The sequence below is a fragment of the Sphingobacterium sp. UBA5670 genome, from assembly GCF_002420705.1.
GTDB lineage: Bacteria > Bacteroidota > Bacteroidia > Sphingobacteriales > Sphingobacteriaceae > Sphingobacterium.
Genome location: NZ_DIIM01000005.1, coordinates 250,523 through 271,027 on the forward strand (window position 1 = coordinate 250,523; position 20,505 = coordinate 271,027).

Annotated in this window: 11 protein-coding genes and 4 tRNA genes; 14 read left to right on the forward strand and 1 reads right to left on the reverse strand. The window is 41.0% G+C overall.

Going from position 1 to position 20,505, the window contains the following annotated elements; genetic code table 11:
- The first annotated feature begins 48 nt into the window (after positions 1–48).
- The 13 genes from B3C94_RS06585 (at position 49) to B3C94_RS06645 (ending at position 15,932) form a co-directional block, all read left to right on the forward strand.
- Positions 49–3,540, forward strand: coding sequence for a SusC/RagA family TonB-linked outer membrane protein (locus B3C94_RS06585; protein WP_293900840.1), 3,492 nt, complete (start codon positions 49–51; stop codon positions 3,538–3,540).
- Between the two features lie 13 nt (positions 3,541–3,553).
- Positions 3,554–5,395 (forward strand): RagB/SusD family nutrient uptake outer membrane protein, encoded by a 1,842-nt coding sequence (locus tag B3C94_RS06590; protein WP_293900843.1) that lies wholly within the window; start codon positions 3,554–3,556, stop codon positions 5,393–5,395.
- 143 nt (positions 5,396–5,538) lie between these two features.
- Positions 5,539–7,398, forward strand: a complete 1,860-nt coding sequence (locus B3C94_RS06595) for a PQQ-binding-like beta-propeller repeat protein (protein ID WP_293900846.1) — start codon at positions 5,539–5,541, stop codon at positions 7,396–7,398.
- Positions 7,399–7,440: 42 nt separating this feature from the next.
- Complete coding sequence (locus B3C94_RS06600; protein WP_293900849.1) at positions 7,441–9,267, forward strand: glycoside hydrolase family 9 protein; 1,827 nt, start codon at positions 7,441–7,443, stop codon at positions 9,265–9,267.
- 23 nt (positions 9,268–9,290) lie between these two features.
- The gene (locus tag B3C94_RS06605; RefSeq protein WP_293900852.1) at positions 9,291–9,962 is read left to right on the forward strand and encodes a polysaccharide deacetylase family protein; all 672 of its coding nucleotides are present in this window, start codon (positions 9,291–9,293) and stop codon (positions 9,960–9,962) included.
- A 21-nt stretch (positions 9,963–9,983) separates the two neighbouring features.
- Positions 9,984–10,796 carry an N-acetylmuramic acid 6-phosphate etherase gene (gene murQ / locus B3C94_RS06610; protein ID WP_293900855.1) on the forward strand — a complete coding sequence of 271 codons (813 nt, stop codon included), beginning with the start codon at positions 9,984–9,986 and terminating at the stop codon, positions 10,794–10,796.
- 40 nt (positions 10,797–10,836) lie between these two features.
- On the forward strand, positions 10,837–12,327 hold the full coding sequence (locus tag B3C94_RS06615) for a sodium:solute symporter (protein ID WP_293900858.1): 1,491 nt from the start codon (positions 10,837–10,839) through the stop codon (positions 12,325–12,327).
- 117 nt (positions 12,328–12,444) lie between these two features.
- The gene (locus tag B3C94_RS06620; protein ID WP_293900861.1) at positions 12,445–13,260 is read left to right on the forward strand and encodes a purine-nucleoside phosphorylase; all 816 of its coding nucleotides are present in this window, start codon (positions 12,445–12,447) and stop codon (positions 13,258–13,260) included.
- A 114-nt stretch (positions 13,261–13,374) separates the two neighbouring features.
- Positions 13,375–15,444, forward strand: coding sequence for a putative porin (locus B3C94_RS06625; protein ID WP_293900864.1), 2,070 nt, complete (start codon positions 13,375–13,377; stop codon positions 15,442–15,444).
- Positions 15,445–15,574: 130 nt separating this feature from the next.
- Positions 15,575–15,652, forward strand: a tRNA-Val gene (locus B3C94_RS06630).
- A 9-nt stretch (positions 15,653–15,661) separates the two neighbouring features.
- Positions 15,662–15,739: transfer RNA gene (locus B3C94_RS06635), tRNA-Val, on the forward strand.
- Positions 15,740–15,748: 9 nt separating this feature from the next.
- Positions 15,749–15,823, forward strand: a tRNA-Val gene (locus B3C94_RS06640).
- 34 nt (positions 15,824–15,857) lie between these two features.
- Positions 15,858–15,932, forward strand: a tRNA-Val gene (locus tag B3C94_RS06645).
- 116 nt (positions 15,933–16,048) lie between these two features.
- Here B3C94_RS06645 and B3C94_RS06650 read toward each other — a convergent pair.
- Positions 16,049–17,230: an acyloxyacyl hydrolase gene (locus B3C94_RS06650; protein WP_293900867.1), complete on the reverse strand. Its 1,182-nt coding sequence runs from the start codon at positions 17,228–17,230 to the stop codon at positions 16,049–16,051.
- 259 nt (positions 17,231–17,489) lie between these two features.
- Here B3C94_RS06650 and B3C94_RS06655 point away from each other — a divergent pair, with 259 nt between their 5' ends.
- Complete coding sequence (locus B3C94_RS06655; RefSeq protein WP_293900870.1) at positions 17,490–20,435, forward strand: M16 family metallopeptidase; 2,946 nt, start codon at positions 17,490–17,492, stop codon at positions 20,433–20,435.
- Positions 20,436–20,505 lie beyond the last annotated feature (70 nt).

Here is a 20,505-nt window from a genome sequence, read left to right on the forward strand (position 1 = left end):
TAACTAACAATATTAACTAGAATCATTTATTTTAAAACTCTATAATCAATGAGAAAATTTGTACTATTTTCTGTTGCTCTTGGATTGAGTTTTCCTTCTGAATCCTATTCTTTTACAAAAAAAGAAGGTTCTTTGAACAGCAATAAAGTAACCAATGCTCTTCTAAGCCCTTCATTAAAGAATGCGGTTCAAAATACGGTGCAAGGTACTGTAACGGATGGAAAAGGTCCAGTCTCTGAAGTGAGCGTGTCTGTAATTGGCAGCAATGTGTCAACGAAGACCGATGCGCAGGGGCATTTTAAAATTACAGCTGCCGTGGGAAGCAAGTTGCGTTTCTCGTCCGTGGGTTATGTAACACGTGAGGTTCCTGTGACTTCTAGCATGTTGAATGTGACGCTAGTCGACGATAACCAAGCATTGGACGAGGTTGTTGTTGTGGGGTACGGTACTCAGAAAAAAGCCAACTTAACAGGTGCGGTTGCATCGATCAATGTGAAGGAGAATTTACAGAGTCGTCCGATTGCCGATGTTGGTAGGGCAATTCAGGGTACTACACCGGGTTTTAGTGTAACAGTTCCGAGTGGAGAGGTAGGATCTGATCCAACGATGCGTATTCGTGGTGCAATATCATCAATTCAGGGAAATAGTAGCCCATTGATCTTGGTTGATAACGTAGAAATTCCAAGCATCCAGTATGTAAATCCTGATGATGTTGAATCCATTACCGTATTAAAAGATGCTGCATCTTCGTCCATCTACGGTGCGAAAGCTGCGTTTGGTGTGGTGTTGATTAAAACAAAAACAGGCGGAAGTTCGGAGAAGGTGACCGTAAATTATTCCAATAACTTCTCATTTCAAAATCCCTATAAGAAGCTAGAAATGGGACGCGTCAACGCCCTGAAATATACGATTGACGCTCTAGAGAGAGTTGGCGGAACCGAGACTGGTGCTTTCTATAAAGTAAATAGAGAGAGTTACGAGCGTGCGGTTGAGTGGGATAAAAAATATGGGTCCTCAATAGGTAAAGATGATCCAACGGTATATGGCAGAGACTGGTATGTCGATCCGGGGTCGCCAACGAAAAAGTACGGCGTTAGAACCTATGATCCATATGATTATATGGTGCGCGAGTGGGCTCCCACGCAAACACATAACTTGTCTTTAAATGGTACCATTAAGAAGACACAATATACAGCTTCATTTGGTTCATTAAACCAAAGCGGTATGTTAAAAGCAGGCGATTCGGATAAGTTTAAACGATATAATGCTGCGCTAAGACTTAATACTGAATTGAATAAGTATGTAACTATTAGAGGTGGTGCCATGTTCGCACAACGGAATAAAATTTATCCTTATGCGACAAACTCAACAACGGCCGATCCATGGTTATACATGTATCGTTGGAGCTCCCTGTATCCAATGGGCTATGACGAAAATAGCAACCCAATAAGAAGTCCATGGAGTGAAAATGAGGCGGCAAACCAAGCTTCCATGCTCCGTAATTATATTAATTTAAGCGCTGGTGCTACAGTTAATATTATGAAAAATTGGAAAGTAGATGTGGACTATACATTTACCAATGAGGATTATAGCTGGCGTAAAAATGGAACAAGATATACCGCTGCCAATTCTTGGGTAGCTGCCAAGCAACGGTTTGATGCGCAAGGAAATCCAGTTTATGTCAATAAAGAAGGAGCTGTTGTTAATAAGGGAGATACTGATGCATCTTTGGCTTATGATCTTTCCAATGATATGTATACAGCTAATGGTTCTGCGCAAGATCATATCTATATGCGTTCACAAAATGAACACAAACATACTGTCAATGCGTTTACAACCTACCAGCTAGATCTGAATGATGATCATAGCTTTAAATTTATCCTTGGTTTAAATAGAGTGACAAATGATGGTTCTTACCATTGGACACAGCGTGCTGATTTATTAGACATTACAAATCCTCAGTTTGATTTGGCTGTGGGCCAAATTACGGGGAGTGGCGGTGAGTATTGGGAGTCACAGTTGGGGTATTTTGGCCGTGTGAACTATGCGTATAAGAATAAGTATCTATTTGAAGGTAATATCCGTTATGATGGTTCGTCCAAGTTTCCAACAGATTTGAAATGGCGATGGTTTCCATCCTTTTCAGCAGGTTGGGTAGTCTCAGAAGAAAAATTCATGGACTGGTCGAGGGCTACATTAAATCAGTTGAAGTTTAGGGGCTCATGGGGTGTCATCGGAAATCAAACGGTACCTTCTGACCTTTATGTTTCAAATATGGATGCGGGCCAGATTAACTACATCGTCAATGGGGCGCTGTTGAATTCCGTTGGTACACCAAAACTCAATTGGCCAAATGTTACGTGGGAAGATCTGGAAACGTTAGATTTTGGTGCAGATGCTAGATTCTTTAAGAATAAATTAGGGTTGACATTCGACTGGTATCAGAAGAAGACCAAAAATATGTTTGCTCCTTTAGAAGGAACAACATTGACTTTGGGGTCTGCAGCGCCTTGGGGGAATTTTGGTACCTTGACGACTAAGGGATTTGAATTGGCAATAGATTTTAACCACCGATTTGAAAATGGATTGGGAATTAATTTTAGAGCTAATTTGGATGATTCTAAGTCTGTTTTTAGTGGATATACGTCGTTACGCACTACGGGGGTGAATTATAATGGTAGGGTGTATGGTGATATCTGGGGATATGAGACTGACCGTCTGTACCAATATAATGATTTTGTGTTGGATGGAGATAACAATCCGCAGTTGGTAAAACCAAATGCAGATATGACTAAATATTATGGAAGTACAGATAACGTCTATCTATTAAAAGAGGGACCGAACGGTGAAAAACCTGTTTATCAGCCACGGTTCCAAAATTCAACTAATTTTTATTTTGGTCCTGGCGATGTTAAATTCAAAGATTTGAATGGTGACGGAGAGATTGATAATGGTGATGGCACCATTGATAATCCTGGGGACATGAAGATCATTGGTAATTCGACGCCTCGTTATCAGTATGGTTTTAGATTTGGTGCTGATTGGAAAGGTTTCGATGTTTCAGCATTTTTCCAAGGTGTGGGACAGCGTAAGGTTTGGGGTGCAGGATTCTTGGCGATTCCAGGTTTTAACACTTCGGATGGTGCGATGCCGGCAAGCTTTGTAAACGATTACTGGACTAAGGATAATCAGGGAGCATTTTATCCAGCAGCATTTAACAACGGCGGTAGTGCGAATGTTAACAATATGCAAGTTCAGTCCCGCTACCTATTGGATATGTCGTATTTGAGAATTAAGAACCTGACTGTGGGTTATACAATACCTCAACATATTGTGCAGCGAGCAAAGATAAATAACCTGCGTGTCTATGTTTCTTTGGAGAACTTCTTCACCTGGGATAAGCTTCGGGGATTGCCGATTGATCCGGAAGAAGTAGAAGGTTTCTCGATTTTTAATGAATCGAATTACAACGGTGGTCGTACAGGTGTGGGGACACCAACATTTAAAAGTGCATCATTTGGTGTACAGTTAAACTTTTAAACGAATTTGACAGATGAAATTAAATAGAATAAAAATTGGATCTATCATGCTATCCGCAATGTTGTTGGGGGTAAGCTGTAGTAAGGATGTTCTGGATAGGCCTGATCAAACTAAAGTAATCGATGAAAACTTTTGGAGAAATGAAGCAGATGTTCGTTTATATGCAAATGATTTTTATTTAAATTATTTTGTTGGCTATAATACTTTCTATGGTACGGCCTATGCTCCCTTGGTGGGGTATAACTATGCGGATGATTTTACGTCTGAAGGAACTCAAGGCGGATTTGAGTCAGTTGTTCCCACGAGCAGAGGGGCAAGTACGTTGACGCCTGATATGTTGACTACTTATTCTGGGCCAACCTGGAATTTTTACTGGGTCAGAAAGGCTAATGTGATGTTGAGTAGAGTTGAAACAAAAGCTAAGTCAAAATTGTCCGAGGCGGAGTATAAGCATTGGACTGCAGTAGCTCGTTTCTTTAGGGGGTATGAGTATTCAAGGTTGGTTTCTGTATTTGGTGATGTGCCTTATTTTGATGTTGAGGTTGATCCGATGGATCAGGCAACAATGTATAAGGAGCGTACCAAGCGTGGTGAGGTAATGGACAAAGTGTATACTGACTTCGAGTATGTATTGGATAATATGCGTGCAGACGATGGTAAAGGATATGTAAATAAATATGCGGCGGCAGCGCTTATTTCCAATCTTATGTTGTTTGAAGGGTCTTGGGAAAAATATCACGGTTTGGATCAGGATCGTGCGAAAAAGTATCTTGCGCTTGCGGTTAAAGCATCCGAAGTGGTTATGAATAGTGGTAAGTGGTCTTTTGGAAGTGATTTTAAGAGTTTGTTTGCATCAGAAGATTTATCAAGCAATCCTGAGGTGATTTTCTTTAGAACTTACAATGATGCCTTGAAGGTGACTCACGCTGTAGGGTCTTATAGCAACGGTACTGAGGGGCAGAAAGGAGTAAATTTGGATTTACTGAAATCTTTTATCTGTAATGATGGAAAGGTATGGCAGGCTTCTACTGTTACAAACGCTTCTGATTTTTCGATGAAGTCTTTGGCGAGAACGAGGGATCCTAGGTTTGAAGCCTCGTTGATGGATACCGTTAATACCGCTTCTTCAACATTTGCTTATGGACATAAATTTGCCGCTAGGGAAGCTCTGACATATATTGGAAAAACTTATCCAGCAAAATGGAGTAGCAATACAAATACAAATGATGCGCCGATCGTGCGCCTTGGTGAAGTTGTGCTGAATTGGATCGAGGCAAGGCAGATTCTTGCTGAGTTTTTTGGTGGGGCGGCTGTTACGCAAGGTGATTTGGATAAATCGATCAATGCAATTCGAAACAGGCCGTTAGACGCTGACGCTATAGCTAAGGGGGTAAGGAAAACTACACCTTTGGCATTGAATTCTCTGCCCAACGATCCAAATCGCGATGCTGATGTTTCGCCTTTGATGTGGGAAATTAGGCGCGAACGGAGAATGGAGTTTGTATATGAATATGCACGATTGAATGATATTCGCCGTTGGAAAAAACTGGACTATATGAATTTTTCGCGTAGCGTCGATTATTCACTAGGGCCTTGGGTAAATATCAAAAAAGATCTGCCAAACCGATTGACAAAAGCTTATGAAGGAGTTTTGAAAGTCCGTGATGCGGCAGGCAATACAATTACCTATAATGGTACCAATGGTGACGCTATGGTGGGTTATTATGTTGTTCCAAAATTTGCAAACAGGGTGAGTTTTACCGATCGGTCTTATATGGCCCCCGTTGGATTGAATCAGATCCAACAATATGCGAATTTGGGCTATATTTTAGCTCAAACGCCAGGTTGGCAATAGATATCATTGTTTGAAAAAAGCCTTTCTGAATTTCAGAAAGGCTTTTTAATACATAATGAATTTTGATCAATATAAAATGCATAAAAATGCAATATCATTTCTGTTTTATGCATAAAAACGCTATTTTTAAGAAAACATTACGCATGAAGTTTCCAATTATCACCTTTTTTATTGCATTATCCTGCGTTTTTAACGTTGCGATAGCACAGCAGTCCTTTAAGTTTGCCCACGTTACAGACACACATGTTGGTGGTGCAACAGGAGAGGAAGATCTGCGACGTACTGTAAAGGACCTAAATACATTGAAAGATATTGATTTTGTTATCCTGTCGGGCGATATCACCGAGTTTGGTGCTGATCATGAGCTAAAGCTGGCAAAGCGGATTTTGGACAGCCTGCAGCTGCCCTGGTATGTTATCCCGGGAAATCACGATGGAAATTGGTCTGAAAATGGAGCCAATACTTTTCGCACGGTGTTTGGTGGGGAAACTTTTTTCTTTAAACACAAAGGCTATGCATTTATTGGGACTAATTCTGGGCCAAATATGCGTATGAGCCCAGGTCAGATACCACGTGAAAACTTGGTCTGGATGGATTCCATTTTTGTGGCGAATCCTGATAAACAACAGCCATTGATCTATATTAATCATTATCCGCAAGATTCATCTTTAAACAACTGGTTTGATGCCTTGAAAAGAGTCAAAACGAGGAATGTTCAATTGGCACTCTGCGGACATGGCCATATCAATAAATTATACGATTGGGAAGGGATTCCGGGTGTCATGGGGAGATCAAACTTGCGTGCGAATAAAGAGGTCGGTGGTTATAATATCGTCACTATAGCTGATGGGAAAGCAAGTTATCAAGAGCGCAATCCCGGAGTAGGAACGCAAGAGAAACCTTGGGTCGTCGTCCCTTTATTTAATCATCATTATGAAAATGAAACTGTAAGTTACCCGAGGCCGAGTTACGCTGTAAATACAAAATATGCGAATCAAATCAAAGTGAATTGGACTTTTGAAGACGCTAGCGATATCGGGGCGGGACTGGTAGTTTATAAAAATAGCGTGATTACATCAAATACCGCGGGCGATATCTTTGCACTTGATTTAAAAACTGGCAAAAAGCTATGGTCGTACCGTACTGGTGGTAAAGTTTATTCTACTCCGGCTGTGTGGAAAGGGATTGTGGTGGCAGGTTCATCCGATCATGCAATTTATGCGGTAAATGCTCAGGATGGTAAGTTGTTGTGGAGGGTGCAGACGGAGAAAGCGGTCCTAGGTTCTCCGCTGCTACATGAAGGCGTGGCCTTTATCGGTGGTTCGGATGGCAAGTTTAGGGCGTTGGATATCAAGACTGGAGCTGTAAAATGGAGTTTTGATCAGGTCAAAGGATTTGTATCTACCCTGCCAACGTATTATTTAGGGAATGTAATTTTTGGCTCTTGGAGTAATGGATTCTATGCTTTAGACGTCAATACAGGCAAACTCTCATGGGAATGGAATAATGGACAGGCTAATCGGATGTTTTCTGCAGCAGCCTGTAATCCAGTAGGAGCAAATAATCGTGTTTTTGTGGTTGCGCCGGATCGATTTATGACAGCGCTGGATGCGAAAACAGGGGCGGTCATCTGGCGGGAAAAGAAAGATACCATTCGGGTGCGTGAGTCTATGGGGCTATCTGCAAATCATAAATTGGTCTATGTAAAGACGATGGATGGTGATCTTTTGGGCATTTCGGTTGCTGGTAACCGCATGGATGTTGCCTGGAAATCCAAGCTCAAATTGCCTTACGAATTGACACCTTCTGCTATTGTAACCAATGGAAAATTGGTGTTTGTGCCGAGTCATTCGGGTTTGTTGTCTGGAGTTGACGCAAAAACAGGCGCTGTCGTATGGCAATATAAAATATCGAATGGAATGGTTAATCCGGTTGTGTTAAATGGAAGAAACACGGTGATAGCCAGTACGATGGATGGTAAAATAGTTTCATTACAGTTTTAAGCAATCGATTGAAATGATCTTTTTGAAAATAAATGCCTTGATATGATAAAAAAATGTCTAAACTTCTTAAATTTACGTCAAGCTTTTTTGCTTGTTTTTGCATGTTTTGTTTGTAACTTTGCGAAAGCACAGCAAAATGCTTGGATTAGAATAAACCAATTGGGCTATACTCCGGCGGGCAAGAAGGTCGCGGTATGGGGCGGGAAATCAATCAGGCAGCTTCGTTCTTTTGAAATTAAAAATGCGCAAACGGGTAAAACAGTCTATGTGCATCCTGTTGGAAAAGATTATGGGGCGTATGGTCCTTTTGTTCAGAGCTTTCGTTTTGATTTCTCTTCCATGCAGGATACAGGACGCTTTTTTGTTCAAGCTGGAGATGTAAAGTCTCCAACATTCCGCATTGCTCGGGACGTTTACAAAGGGGCGGCAGATTTTGTACTGCGTTATATGCGGCAACAACGGACATTGTTCAACCCTTTTCTGAAAGATAGTTGTCATACACATGATGGGTTTGCGCTTTATGCGGGAAAAGCCGGTATTCCGGATAGTTCGCATATCGATGCAGGCGGTGGCTGGCATGATGCTTCTGATTATCTGCAATATGCGACAACGTCGGCAAATGCCACATTTCATCTATTAGCGGCTTATCGTGATTTCCCAAAGGTTTTTGGGGATCTGAAGCAAGCAAATGGTCTCGATGGAAAAAATGGCCGTGCTGATGTGCTGGATGAAGCAAAATGGGGATTGGACTGGCTATTGAAGATGCACCCCAAAGCTAATCAAATGTATAACCAGATTGGTGATGACCGGGATCATGCGAGCATGCGGATGCCAAAGGAAGATCCCTATTATGGACGTGGATTTGAAAGACCGGTGTATTTTATCGATGGCGACCCGCAGCAGCGTGGTAAGTTTATGAATAATACAACGGGGACAAGCTCTACCGCTGGTAAATTTAGCAGTGCTTTTCGCTTGGGGGCAGTGTTGTTTGACAAAGAAGATCGGAAGTATGCAAAGTTGCTGTCGAAGAAATCTGAAACGGCCTATGCCTATGCAATGATAAAACCTGGCGTTACACAGACGGTTTCTGTGAAATCGCCCTATATTTATGCAGAGGATAATTGGGTAGATGATATGCAGTTGGCTGCAGCAATGGGTTTTTCGACGACAAAAAAGGAAAAATTTGCACGGGAAGCCTTACAGTATGCCCGACAAGAAAAGATTACACCTTGGATGGTAACCGATACTGCTGCGCATTATCAGTGGTACCCTTTTATCAATCTTGGACATTATGAATTGGCGAAAGTATTAAAAGGACAAGATCGCGAGGAGATTGTTTCCTATTATAAGCAGGGGATCGAAGAGGTCAATCGGAGAGCCGAAAAAAATGCATTTTTTCGGGGGGTTCCCTTTATCTGGTGCAGCAATAACTTAACTGTATCTTTTGCGATCCAATGCCTTTGGTATAAGGAACTGACTGGAGATGCGTATTTTGATGAGCTTGCTCAGGCTAATTTTGACTGGTTATTTGGGACGAACCCATGGGGAACGAGTATGGTATATGGTCTTCCATCTTGTGGCGATACGCCTGTTGATCCGCATTCGGCATTTACCTTTTTGGGGAAACATCCAATCGATGGCGGTTTGGTTGACGGGCCTATTATGGCATCCACGTATCGCAATCTGATCGGTATCAAATTGAATAATCCGGATAGCTATGCGGCATTTCAAAGTGATCTGGCGGTTTATCACGACGACTATGGGGATTACAGTACCAATGAGCCGACCATGGATGGTACCGCTTCTTTGATTTATCTGCTGGCTTCAAAGGAAGGTAAGGCCATGGAGGAGCCTGTTGCAAAAAAGTAACAAGGGATATTTTTGGGGCTATTGTGCGGGGTGACTCGACAGAACGGAAGGTGGCCTTGGTGTTTACAGGTCATGATTTATCTGAGGGGACAGCTGAGATATTGGCGAGTCTAAAAAATAATCAGATTAAAGGTTCCTTTTTTCTGACAGGTGATTATCTCAGGACGCCAGGTTTTAAATCGTATGTCCGTCAGATGTTAAATGATGGTCACATGGTGTCGGGGCATTCGGATAAACATCTTTTGGTCAGTGACTGGGGAAGTAGGGACGAGCTTTTGGTTACGCGTGATTCTTTTGTCGCTGATCTAAAGGCCAACTTGAAAGCGTTAGAAAGTGTGGGAATTGATATGGCGGATATGGCTTATTATATTCCTTCGTATGAGTGGTATAATAGTGAAACAGTCGATTGGGCAAAAGCGGTTGGTCTAAATTCGGTTAATTATACACCAGGAATACGGACTGCGGCTGATTATACCTATCCTGAAATGGGGCGGCGATATTTATCGTCGACAGAGATTATCGATAATCTCTGGTCCTACGAAGCTCGATTTGGGCTTAATGGGTTTCTGATATTGATTCATATGGGGACCGATGATCGGCGGAAAGATAAATTGTATCATCATTTGGATGATATCATCAGCATATTAAAGGGAAAAGGGTATAAACTAGTAGATGTACCTGATTTATTGAAATAAGAAATACAATATATACTAATAATGGTAAATACAACGGAGAAAGATTCGAATTATCAGGATTTGGACAAGATGTCTGTGCATGAGTTATTGACAAATATCAATAATGAGGATAAATCTGTGCCACTTGCGGTAGAGCAGGCTATTCCTCAGATTGAAGCATTGGTCAAAGTCACTGTGGAGAAAATGAAAGCTGGTGGTCGAACTTTTTATATCGGCGCCGGTACAAGTGGTCGTTTGGGGGTGTTAGATGCGTCTGAATTGCCTCCGACTTATGGCGTGCCATTTGAATGGATCATCGGGCTGATTGCTGGTGGAGATACCGCCATTAGAAAAGCGGTTGAATTTGCGGAGGATGATCTTGAGCAAGCCTGGAAAGATATGGAAGCGTATGATATTGATGAGAATGATGTTGTGATCGGTATTGCAGCTTCTGGAACCACACCTTATGTTATTGGCGGCTTGAAAACTGCAAACGAGAAAGGGCTTGTAACGGGATGTATTGTCTGTAATGGAGGCTCTCCGATTGCGGAAGTTGCTCAATATCCTGTTGAAGTTATTGTTGGGCCAGAGTTTGTTACCGGGTCTACAAGGATGAAATCGGGGACAGCACAGAAGCTTGTATTAAATATGTTCAGTACTGCAGTGATGATCCAACTGGGCAGGGTTAAAGGGAATAAGATGGTCGATATGCAATTGTCAAACCATAAGCTGGTCGGCCGTGGTGTACGTATCATTATGGATCAAACCGGGGCACCAGAAGAAGAGGCAGCAGCTTTACTCGAACAATTTGGGAATGTGAGGCAGGCGATAGAAGCCTATCAGGCTACCCATTGAGCATAACCTATTAAGAAATCACCTATTTTAAAAACAAACTATGTCACCAGTAATATTATTATCTTTTATAATAATCTATTTTGCGGTTTTGCTTGCCGTAGCTCACTTCACCTCGAAGGGGGCTTCTGATAACTCTACTTTTTTTGTTGCAAACCGAAACTCTAAATGGTATATGGTTGCCTTTGGGATGATTGGCACTGCGCTTTCTGGAGTAACTTTTATTTCGGTGCCAGGCGCCGTCGGTGCTTCCGAATTTAGCTATTTTCAATTTGTCCTTGGAAATGCAGTAGGCTTCGTTATTATAGCCTATGTATTGCTACCACTTTATTATAGAATGAACCTGACTTCCATCTATACCTATCTGGAAGAGCGTTTTGGGTACACGACCTACAAAACAGGTGCCGCTATTTTTTTGGTTTCCCGTACGATCGGTTCGGCATTTCGCCTTTATTTGGTCGCAATCGTATTGCAGCATTTTATTTTTGATGCCTGGAATGTGCCTTTTGCGATCACAGTCGTTATATGTTTGGTGCTGATCTGGATGTATACCAATAAAGGCGGTTTAAAAACGATTATTGTAACAGATACCCTACAGACTACCTTTTTAGTAACTGCAGTCATTCTTTCTATCTATTTTATGGCGAAGGGATTGGATTTTGGCATTGTGGATACTTTCGAAGCTGTGAAAGAAAGTAGCTACTCAAAGATCTTTTTCTGGGATGATTTCGTTGGTAGTAAAGCAAATTTTTGGAAACAATTCTTGGGAGGGATTTTTGTGACCATTGCCATGACGGGGCTTGACCAGGATCTGATGCAGAAGAACTTATCGATGGGGACCATTAAAGAAGCGCAAAAAAATATGATCACCTTTACAAGTGTATTTGTGGTCATTAATATTTTCTTTTTGGCTGTAGGTGCTTTGCTGTATATCTATGCGGCTAAAAATGGGATTGATGTCACTCAACTGGCAACACGTGATTATCTATATCCGGAAATCGCATTAAATCACTTGGCTATTGTTCCGGCAATTATCTTTATGATGGGGCTTACGGCAGCTACTTTTGCAACAACGGATAGTGCACTAACGGCGTTAACCACTTCCTTTTGTGTAGACTTTTTGAATTTCAATAAGAAGGAAAATCCTAATGATCCAACATTGATCAAGCAGCGTAACTATGTGCATTTTGGCTTTTCCATTGTTATGTTGTTGGTCATTCTGATTTTTAAACTGATCAACGATGATTCGGTCGTCAATGCCATCTTTACGGCGGCGAGCTATACTTATGGACCTTTATTGGGCTTATTTATTTTTGGAATTTTTACAAAATATGCGGTTCGCGATGGCGCTGTGCCTTATATCTGCGTACTATCGCCTACGGTATTATTTTTACTTAAAACCTATGTTATTGAGGTGTACACACCTTATGTCATCGGATTGGATCTGATTATCATCAATGGCTTTATTACTTTTGTGATGCTTTTGATCAGCTCCCCGGGTAAAGCCAGTGAAAAAGCATTGTCGCACAACTAGTGCTTTTGACTGTAGAAATTTGCTCCATTGCTGAGCAATGTAAATACAAGTATTGCTTTTGATTTGTACGTACAGAAAAATTAAGGTAAGTTTGATATACTTAGTTTTTCTGTACGTATGTATCATAGCATAAATGAGACTACGGAATTTATCCGTAGAAAAATTGGAGATTTTACTCCAGAATTTGGTATCATCCTAGGTACTGGCTTAGGTAAGTTGGTTGATGAAATTGAAGTCGAGTATCAGCTGATGTATTCCAATATACCTAATTTCCCTATTTCAACTGTTGAATTTCATTCTGGCAAGCTCATTTTTGGAAAACTGAGCGGGCGTAATGTGGTCGCTATGCAAGGGAGACTGCATTACTATGAAGGTTATGATATGCAGCAAATTACATTTCCGATCCGTATCATGAAGGTTCTGGGCGTGCAAAAATTGTTTGTTTCCAATGCAGCGGGGTCACTAAATCCCGAGGTGAGGAAAGGTGATCTTGGTATTATTGAAGATCATATCAATTTATTGCCAGATAATCCGCTTCGCGGACAGAATCTGGCTGAGTTTGGTCCACGATTTCCAGATATGAGTGAGCCGTATAACCGAAAGATGATCGATCAGGCTCTGGAAATTGCCGCCAAGCATGCTATTGTTGCGCGAAAGGTTGTTTATGTTTCTTCTGCTGGCCCTAACTTGGAGACAAAAGCGGAATATCGCTATATGCGTCTTATCGGTGGTGATGTGGTGGGCATGAGTACCGTTCCTGAAGTTATTGTTGCTAATCATATGGCTCTTCCGGTATTTGCCATTTCCGTTGTTACGGATGAAGGATTTCATGAACAGCTTAAACCCGTATCATTACAGGAAATTGTCAGTGTTGCCGAGAAAGCGGAACCTAAAATGACATTAATTTTGAAAGAATTAATAGCTTTGCAATAAATTGCATTTTCATGTGTCATCTTTTGACGGGGAAGGTTGGTCGATTTGTGGATATTGGAAGGTAATTTGTTCATTTAGGTGAATTTAGCTTTTTTGGTTTTTATATTATTTTAGATGAAGTTGATCGTACGCATACTTGCCGCATGGTGTGTTTTATTTATTTATTCCGTGGATGTCATTGCGCAGAGCAAAGAGGATTGGAGCAGTGCATTGGATTCGGCGCGAGCCAAGGAGGATGGTAAGAAGGATTCCGTTATCCTGTCTGCGAAATATATTCGATATGCAACATTGGATATGTTAAAAAAAGCAACTTATACGCGTCAGATTGATACGTCACATCATAATTATCAATATTACAATCCGCAGAATTTACCCTGGAACCCCAGTGTGAATCTTGGCTCCTATGGTCTGGCTACGCGGGACCTATTGTTCCAGCCTAAAAAGACCATTGGCTTCCAGTCTGGTTTTACCGCATTGGAACGTTATTTATTGAATCCTGATTCGGTTCAATATTTTAGAGCTCGGGCTAGGTACTCCGAATTGTCGGCAGTGGGTTTCTTCTTTAATGATCAGGTCTTTCGAGCAAGGGTGGCCCAGAATATCAATTCCCAATGGAATATGAATGTCGATTTCCATTCGACCAAAACAGATGGCTATTATTTAAATCAGAATTATTCAGACTTAAAAGCTTCGATAGCTTCCTGGTATGAATCAAAAAATAATCGGTATAACCTTTTGATCAACGCCGTTTTTAATCGCTTGGATGCGATGGAGAATGGTTCAATCGTTGAAAATCTACCATTTGCCCCCGAAAATAGACAGGCCCCAAATCGTTTTATTACTAAGTTTCAGGATGCTACTAATACGCAAATCCCTCGATCTAAATGGTGGGATAATTCATTTTTCTTAAGACAGTCACTTTATTTGGGACGATTGGATACGATCGATAAAGGGAAACCAACGATGGAGATCCGTCCAACGAATAGTATGGCTCATAACACACGTTTTCGGAGACAGACTTATAATTTCTTCAAAAACATGGATGACGGGAATGCCGTATTGCCATACAATAATAAGGCTTTAGCGTTGAATAATGATAAGACCTTGATTACAAATGTTTCCAATGAATTTGAATATAACTTTTTTCTCCGAGGGAAGTCGGTATTTAAGAACGAAGCAAAGTTGAATGTAGCCTTCCAGCACGATATGAACTGGGTAGAGCAAAATCAATTGGATTCAAATCGATATTATAATAATCCTACGGCCTATCCGCAGCCACTTAAAAAGCTGCCGGATAGCACGACATTTGATCGTTTTTATCAAAATGGTATCCTGAAAGGTGAATTGGGGTATAAGTTCTCAGATCGTCTTGATTTCAGTTTAAAAGCCAATCAAATTGTATTTGGTCATAACTTTGGTGATTTCCTATATGATGCTAAAGTGGATATCGCTATGGGTGATAAAATCGGAAAAGTTACGCTATCAGCATATTCACAGAATAAATCTCCGGAGATGGTTTTTGAGAATTTAAATTATACCTATGGAAAATGGAGTGATTTGGATCTTAAGAAAACGAAAATTCAGAATCTGGGTTTTCAATATGCCAATCCGATGCTTGGTTTTCACGGTAAGGTCGAATATTTTCTGATGAATAATTATACCTACTTCGAAGAGTTGTCCAATCCACAAAACGATCCTAAAAAAGATAAGTGGATTACTCCGACACAATTGGATAAGGCTAATTTGTTGAAAGTAAGTGTCGGCCAAAAATTTAAATTAAACCATTTTACGTTAGATAATCTTGTCGTTTACCAAAAGACCGATCAACAGGATGCATTGGCAGTTCCGGAGCTATATACTTGGAATAGTTTGTATTATAGTAATCTTTTCTACAAAGTTATTGACTATAGCATTGGTCTGGATGCGAAGTTCAATACACCTTACGCGAATCCGAATTATTCGGTTGGTACAGGGCAATTTTACAATGCATACAAACAGATTGAGTTTTCGACCTATCCAATCATGGATTTGTGGATTACAGCAAACATACAACGTGTAAATATGTTTTTGAGCTATAATTTTTTAAACCAGAACTTCTACCCGCATGGATACTACACGGTTCGGCGTTATCCGATGAATACCGCCAACTTTAGATTTGGTATTTCGTGGAAGTTCTATGATTAAAAATTATTTCGGTGTTTCTTAGCTTGTTGTGATTGTTAGGGCATAAAATCTTATAAAATAATTTTGAGAATAGAATTTTTAAGCTATATTTGCACACGCAATTAGGGAACGGCGTTCTTTAAAAAAGTATGGAGGCTTAGCTCAGCTGGTTCAGAGCATCTGCCTTACAAGCAGAGGGTCACAGGTTCGAATCCTGTAGCCTCCACCATACAAAGTCGGAGAATTAGCTCAGCTGGTTCAGAGCATCTGCCTTACAAGCAGAGGGTCACTGGTTCGAATCCAGTATTCTCCACCAATCCAAAACGGAGGCTTAGCTCAGCTGGTTCAGAGCATCTGCCTTACAAGCAGAGGGTCACAGGTTCGAATCCTGTAGCCTCCACAAAGCATCATCAAATGGTGCTTTTTTTTCGTTAGGGGGTTTAGCTCAGCTGGTTTAGAGCACTACCTCGACAAGGTAGGGGTCACTGGTTCGAACCCAGTAATCCCCACAATAAAAAAAGCGTTCATTACGAACGCTTTTTTTTATGTATTGAACTTGCCGAAAAAATAGAACTCCCCGATCAGCTGTCCAATCTGGGCAGGGAATCCCTATATTTGTTTTTTTTTATTTCCGTTTCTTGCCTAATTTAATACCATAGCCTGTTGTCCACTCGATAAAATCGGCTTTACCACCGTGAGCTTTAATAGAGACACCGGCAAAGAAATCTTTGTAAACTTTATAACGTACGCCTGCTCTTAAGTATACGGGCATGCTCTCGCCATTAAATTTGTTGCGGTGCAGGTAGACGCCCACATTTCCGTTGATATACAACCTGGAGTTTAAGACATGATCAATGTAGAATGCCGGGCCGTAGGAAAATAAGGCGGAAAATTTGCCTGCTTTATCGCCTGCAACCTTTTCATCATTTCCACTGGCTGAATAAAATGCATCAAACCCGGCGCCAAGTCGCCATTTGTAGCCCAAATGTCTGCTATAGTATGCGCCCAAAGTCGATTTGAAATATTGGCTATCATGTTCCCGGTCAATCTGTTTGAAACCAAAGGCGTAATTAAAATGAAGCTCCTCTGTTTTCTCCATTTTAGGGATACTACTTTTTCTATAATCAAAAGGCCTATTTGTTGGTGTATAAGAAACGGATAAACTCAAAGGAACAAGGTTTATCCCTGTGTTGGGTAATGCTAACGCTCCATTGCTGAAATGGTGAAAAGCTGCGCCTGCACCGACCTGGAAATGCTTGTTTAACCGGTAGTTGGCCTGAAGTCCAAAATCAATAAAAACATTGTTTTTGCTACCTATCAGTAAGTTGAAAGGATTGTCTTCTTCGTTATAGGGATTGAATCTACCGGAAAGACCAAGTGCAATCCGATAGTTGAAATTCCATCTTGAATTTACTTTCGGCCTAATAGGAATGGCGACAAAGCCATAGGCTGCAAACGGTCGCCCGAGGTGCTCCTGGCCAAAAGTGCTGCTGTAGATTCCGATACCATATATGGGGTAGTTGTATAGCTCATGATAAATGCTCTTGACAGAGTCCTGAAACTGCGTTTGGAAACCAACACGGAAATTAAGCCCGCTATAATATGAATCTGCGAGGGTTTCTTTGGAGCGTTCATTGAATTTGAGTTCGCCTCCGCTTTCATGTTCAAGCTGAAATATAAGTCTCGTCTTGGCAGGGGGGCGGCTTTGTAAAGTGTCTTTCGGATTTTCTATTCGGGGTGTGACCTGTGCAATGGTACGAAAGGAGAGTAGTGCCAGAGTCACAAAAGCAAGTATTCTTGATCTCATGAAATAAAACGTTAGCGTTTTTTAAAATTTTTGCAAAAATAAGAATGATATATCATTGTAACAATAGTATTTAAACAGTAGGGAAATCTATTATAAAAAAATGCCATTTTTCAGCTGCATAGCGTCAGCCGGTAGCAAGCGTGTTGGCAGCACTTAAGCATCACGATGTCAAATGGGTAAATAATTGTTGTTTATGTCTTTATTGTATTGCATATAAAAAGCAATTTATCTATGTTTGAGGTGAAAAGAAAAAGGAAACATGATTAAAAACCTATTTAAAATTACTGCTGTTACGTTTGCACTAACAACAGCAGGGGGTGCTTTGTTTGCTCAGAACACCAAATTTGATTGGAAAGAAGCATCTGAAGGTGGGTACACCTACAAGTACGTAACCAATGACCCTACTCATTCGCGGTTTTATAAGCTAAAGAATGGCTTAACTGTGATTTTGAGCCCGACCAAAAAAGAACCACGTATCCAAACGTACATTGCAACTAAAGCGGGGAGTAAGACCGATCCGAAAGATCACACCGGTTTGGCCCATTATCTGGAGCATATGCTGTTCAAAGGAACCGATAAATTTGGATCTAAAGACTGGGCAAAGGAAAAGCCGTTGTTGGACCAGATTGATGCGCTTTATGAAAAATATAATGGTACAACCGATGAAGCACAACGGAAAGCAATCTACAAGGAGATTGACAAGGTGTCTGGGGAAGCGGCCAACTATGCTATTGCCAATGAATACGATAAATTGATGGCATCCATGGGGGCTGAGGGTACCAATGCTTTCACTTCGTTTGAGCAGACTGTATATCAGGAACAAATTCCGAGCAATGTGATGGATAAGTATCTTGCTGTACAGGCTGAACGGTTTAGATATCCGGTATTGCGCCTATTTCATACGGAGCTTGAAGCTGTTTATGAAGAGAAAAATATCAGCTTGGATAAAGATAATCGTAAGGCCGTGGAATCGATGTTTTCAGCAGCTTTTCCCAATAACAATTACGGAAAACAGACGACTATTGGTACGGTAGAACACCTCAAAAACCCGTCGTTAAAAGCGATTCGTGAGTATTTCCACACGTATTATGTTCCTAATAATATGGGGGTTATTATGTCAGGTGATTTTGATCCTACCGAAGTCGTGAAAAAAGTGGATAAGAGTTTTGCTTTTATGCAAGCGAAGGAGGTTCCGGCTTATACTTTCGATGCGGAGAAACCAATTTTGACACCTGTTGTCCGTGAGGTAAAAGGTCCTGATGCTGAATTTATGCTGATGGGATTCCGTTTTCCGGGAGCTGCAACGAAGGATGCCCGTATGCTCAATTTGATGAGTCAGATTTTGACCAATGGATCAGCGGGTTTGATTGATTTGGATTTGGTGAAAAACCAAAAATTGCTGGGAGCAGGAGCATTCCCTTATGTATTGAAAGATTATTCTTTGCTCTTGTTGCAAGGTAACCCTGGTCAGGGACAGAGCTTGGAAGAAGTGCAGCAATTGTTGTTACAGGAACTTGCAAAACTGAGAAAGGGGGAGTTTTCGGATGATTTGATCACGGCCATTGTGAATAATGCCAAGAAAGACGAAATCAAGCAAAATGAAAGCTATGGTGACCGTGCTGAATCATTGATGGATGCCTTTACGTCCGGTCAGGATTGGGCGTCTGTGGTGGGTTATTCGGATGAGTTGAACAGGATCACCAAACAAGATGTTGTGGATTTCGCTAACAAATATCTGAATGACAATAACTATGTTGTAGTGTATAAACGTAAGGGGGTTGATAATAATATTGTTAAAGTTGTTAAACCTGAGATTACGCCTGTAACGGTCAATCGTGATGACCAGTCTGATTTCTTGAAGAGGGTGGAAGCAATGCCTGAGGATAAAATTCAGCCAGTATGGGTTGATTACAATAAAGATATTCAGAAAGCTGCTGCGAATGGTCTACCTGTGCTTGCTGTAAAGAATTCGGATAATGAGCTATTCTCGCTGTCATATCGTTTTGATGTTGGAAAATGGAGCAATAAATTACTTTCTTTAGCTGCGGGTTATCTTGAATTTTTAGGTACAAAAGACAAGTCCAGCGAGCAATTTAGCAAGGATTTTTATCAATTAGCTTCTGATTTTTCGGTGTCTGCAGGAAATGAAGAAACCATGGTATCGATTTCGGGTTTGAATTCAAATTTCACAGCTACGCAGAACTTGATACAAGACTTGTTGCGTAATTGCGTGGTGGATCAGGAAGCTTTCAAAATGTATATTGCCCGTCTCAAAAAGGCACGGGCAAATGCGAAAGAAAACAAAGCGGCTATCATGGAGGGTTTAAAGTCTTACGCGAAATATGGTCCTAAAAACCCGTTTAACAATGTGTTCACGGATGCGGAACTCGATGCGTTAAAAGCTGAGGATCTGGTGAAGGCATTGCATGATTTGGCTAATATGAAACATACAATGCTTTATTTCGGCCCATTAACTGCTACGGAATTTGTAGCAAAAGCGAAGCCTTTAAAAGAAGGTACTGGAGCGTACGTCGATGCGAAAAAAGGGGTAGTATTTGCAGAGTTGCCAACCAGCAAGAACCAAGTTCTTTTTGCTAATTTCGATATGAAGCAAGCTGAAGTGTTTTGGTATAGAAGTTCAGGTGTATACAGCAACGCGCTGACACCGACAGTTTCTCTGTTTAACAATTACTTTGGCGGCGGCATGGGAAGTATTGTTTTTCAAACTATCCGTGAATCGAAAGCATTGGCTTATTCAACGTATGCGTATTACGGACAGCCCTACAAAAAGGAAAATCATTATACGGTAGGAGCTTACGTCGGAACACAAGCTGATAAATTTAACGATGCGATCAAAGGGATGAATGAGTTGTTGGATGTGTTGCCAGAAAGTGCAAAAGGTCTAGATATTGCAAAAGTAAGTCTGGGAAAATCAATTGCCAGTGAGCGCGTATTGAATGCTTCTATTTTGGGGAGTTATTTGGCGGCACAACGTTTAGGAAATGCGACTGATATCCGTAAAGTTATCTACGAGCAGGCACCAAAATTAACGTATGGCGATCTAAATGCTTTTCACAAGAAAGAGATGAGTCAAAAGCCATACGTTTACTGTATTGTAGCAAAGGAAGAAAGTATTAAACCGGAAGATCTGGCAAAATTAGGTGAGGTGAAAAAACTGGACCTAAAAGAAATCTTTGGCTATTAGTCTTGAAGTATTAGTTTTGCATTTAGCCATTTTAGCGAAGCCTTCAGTGTTCACTGGAGGCTTCTTTTCA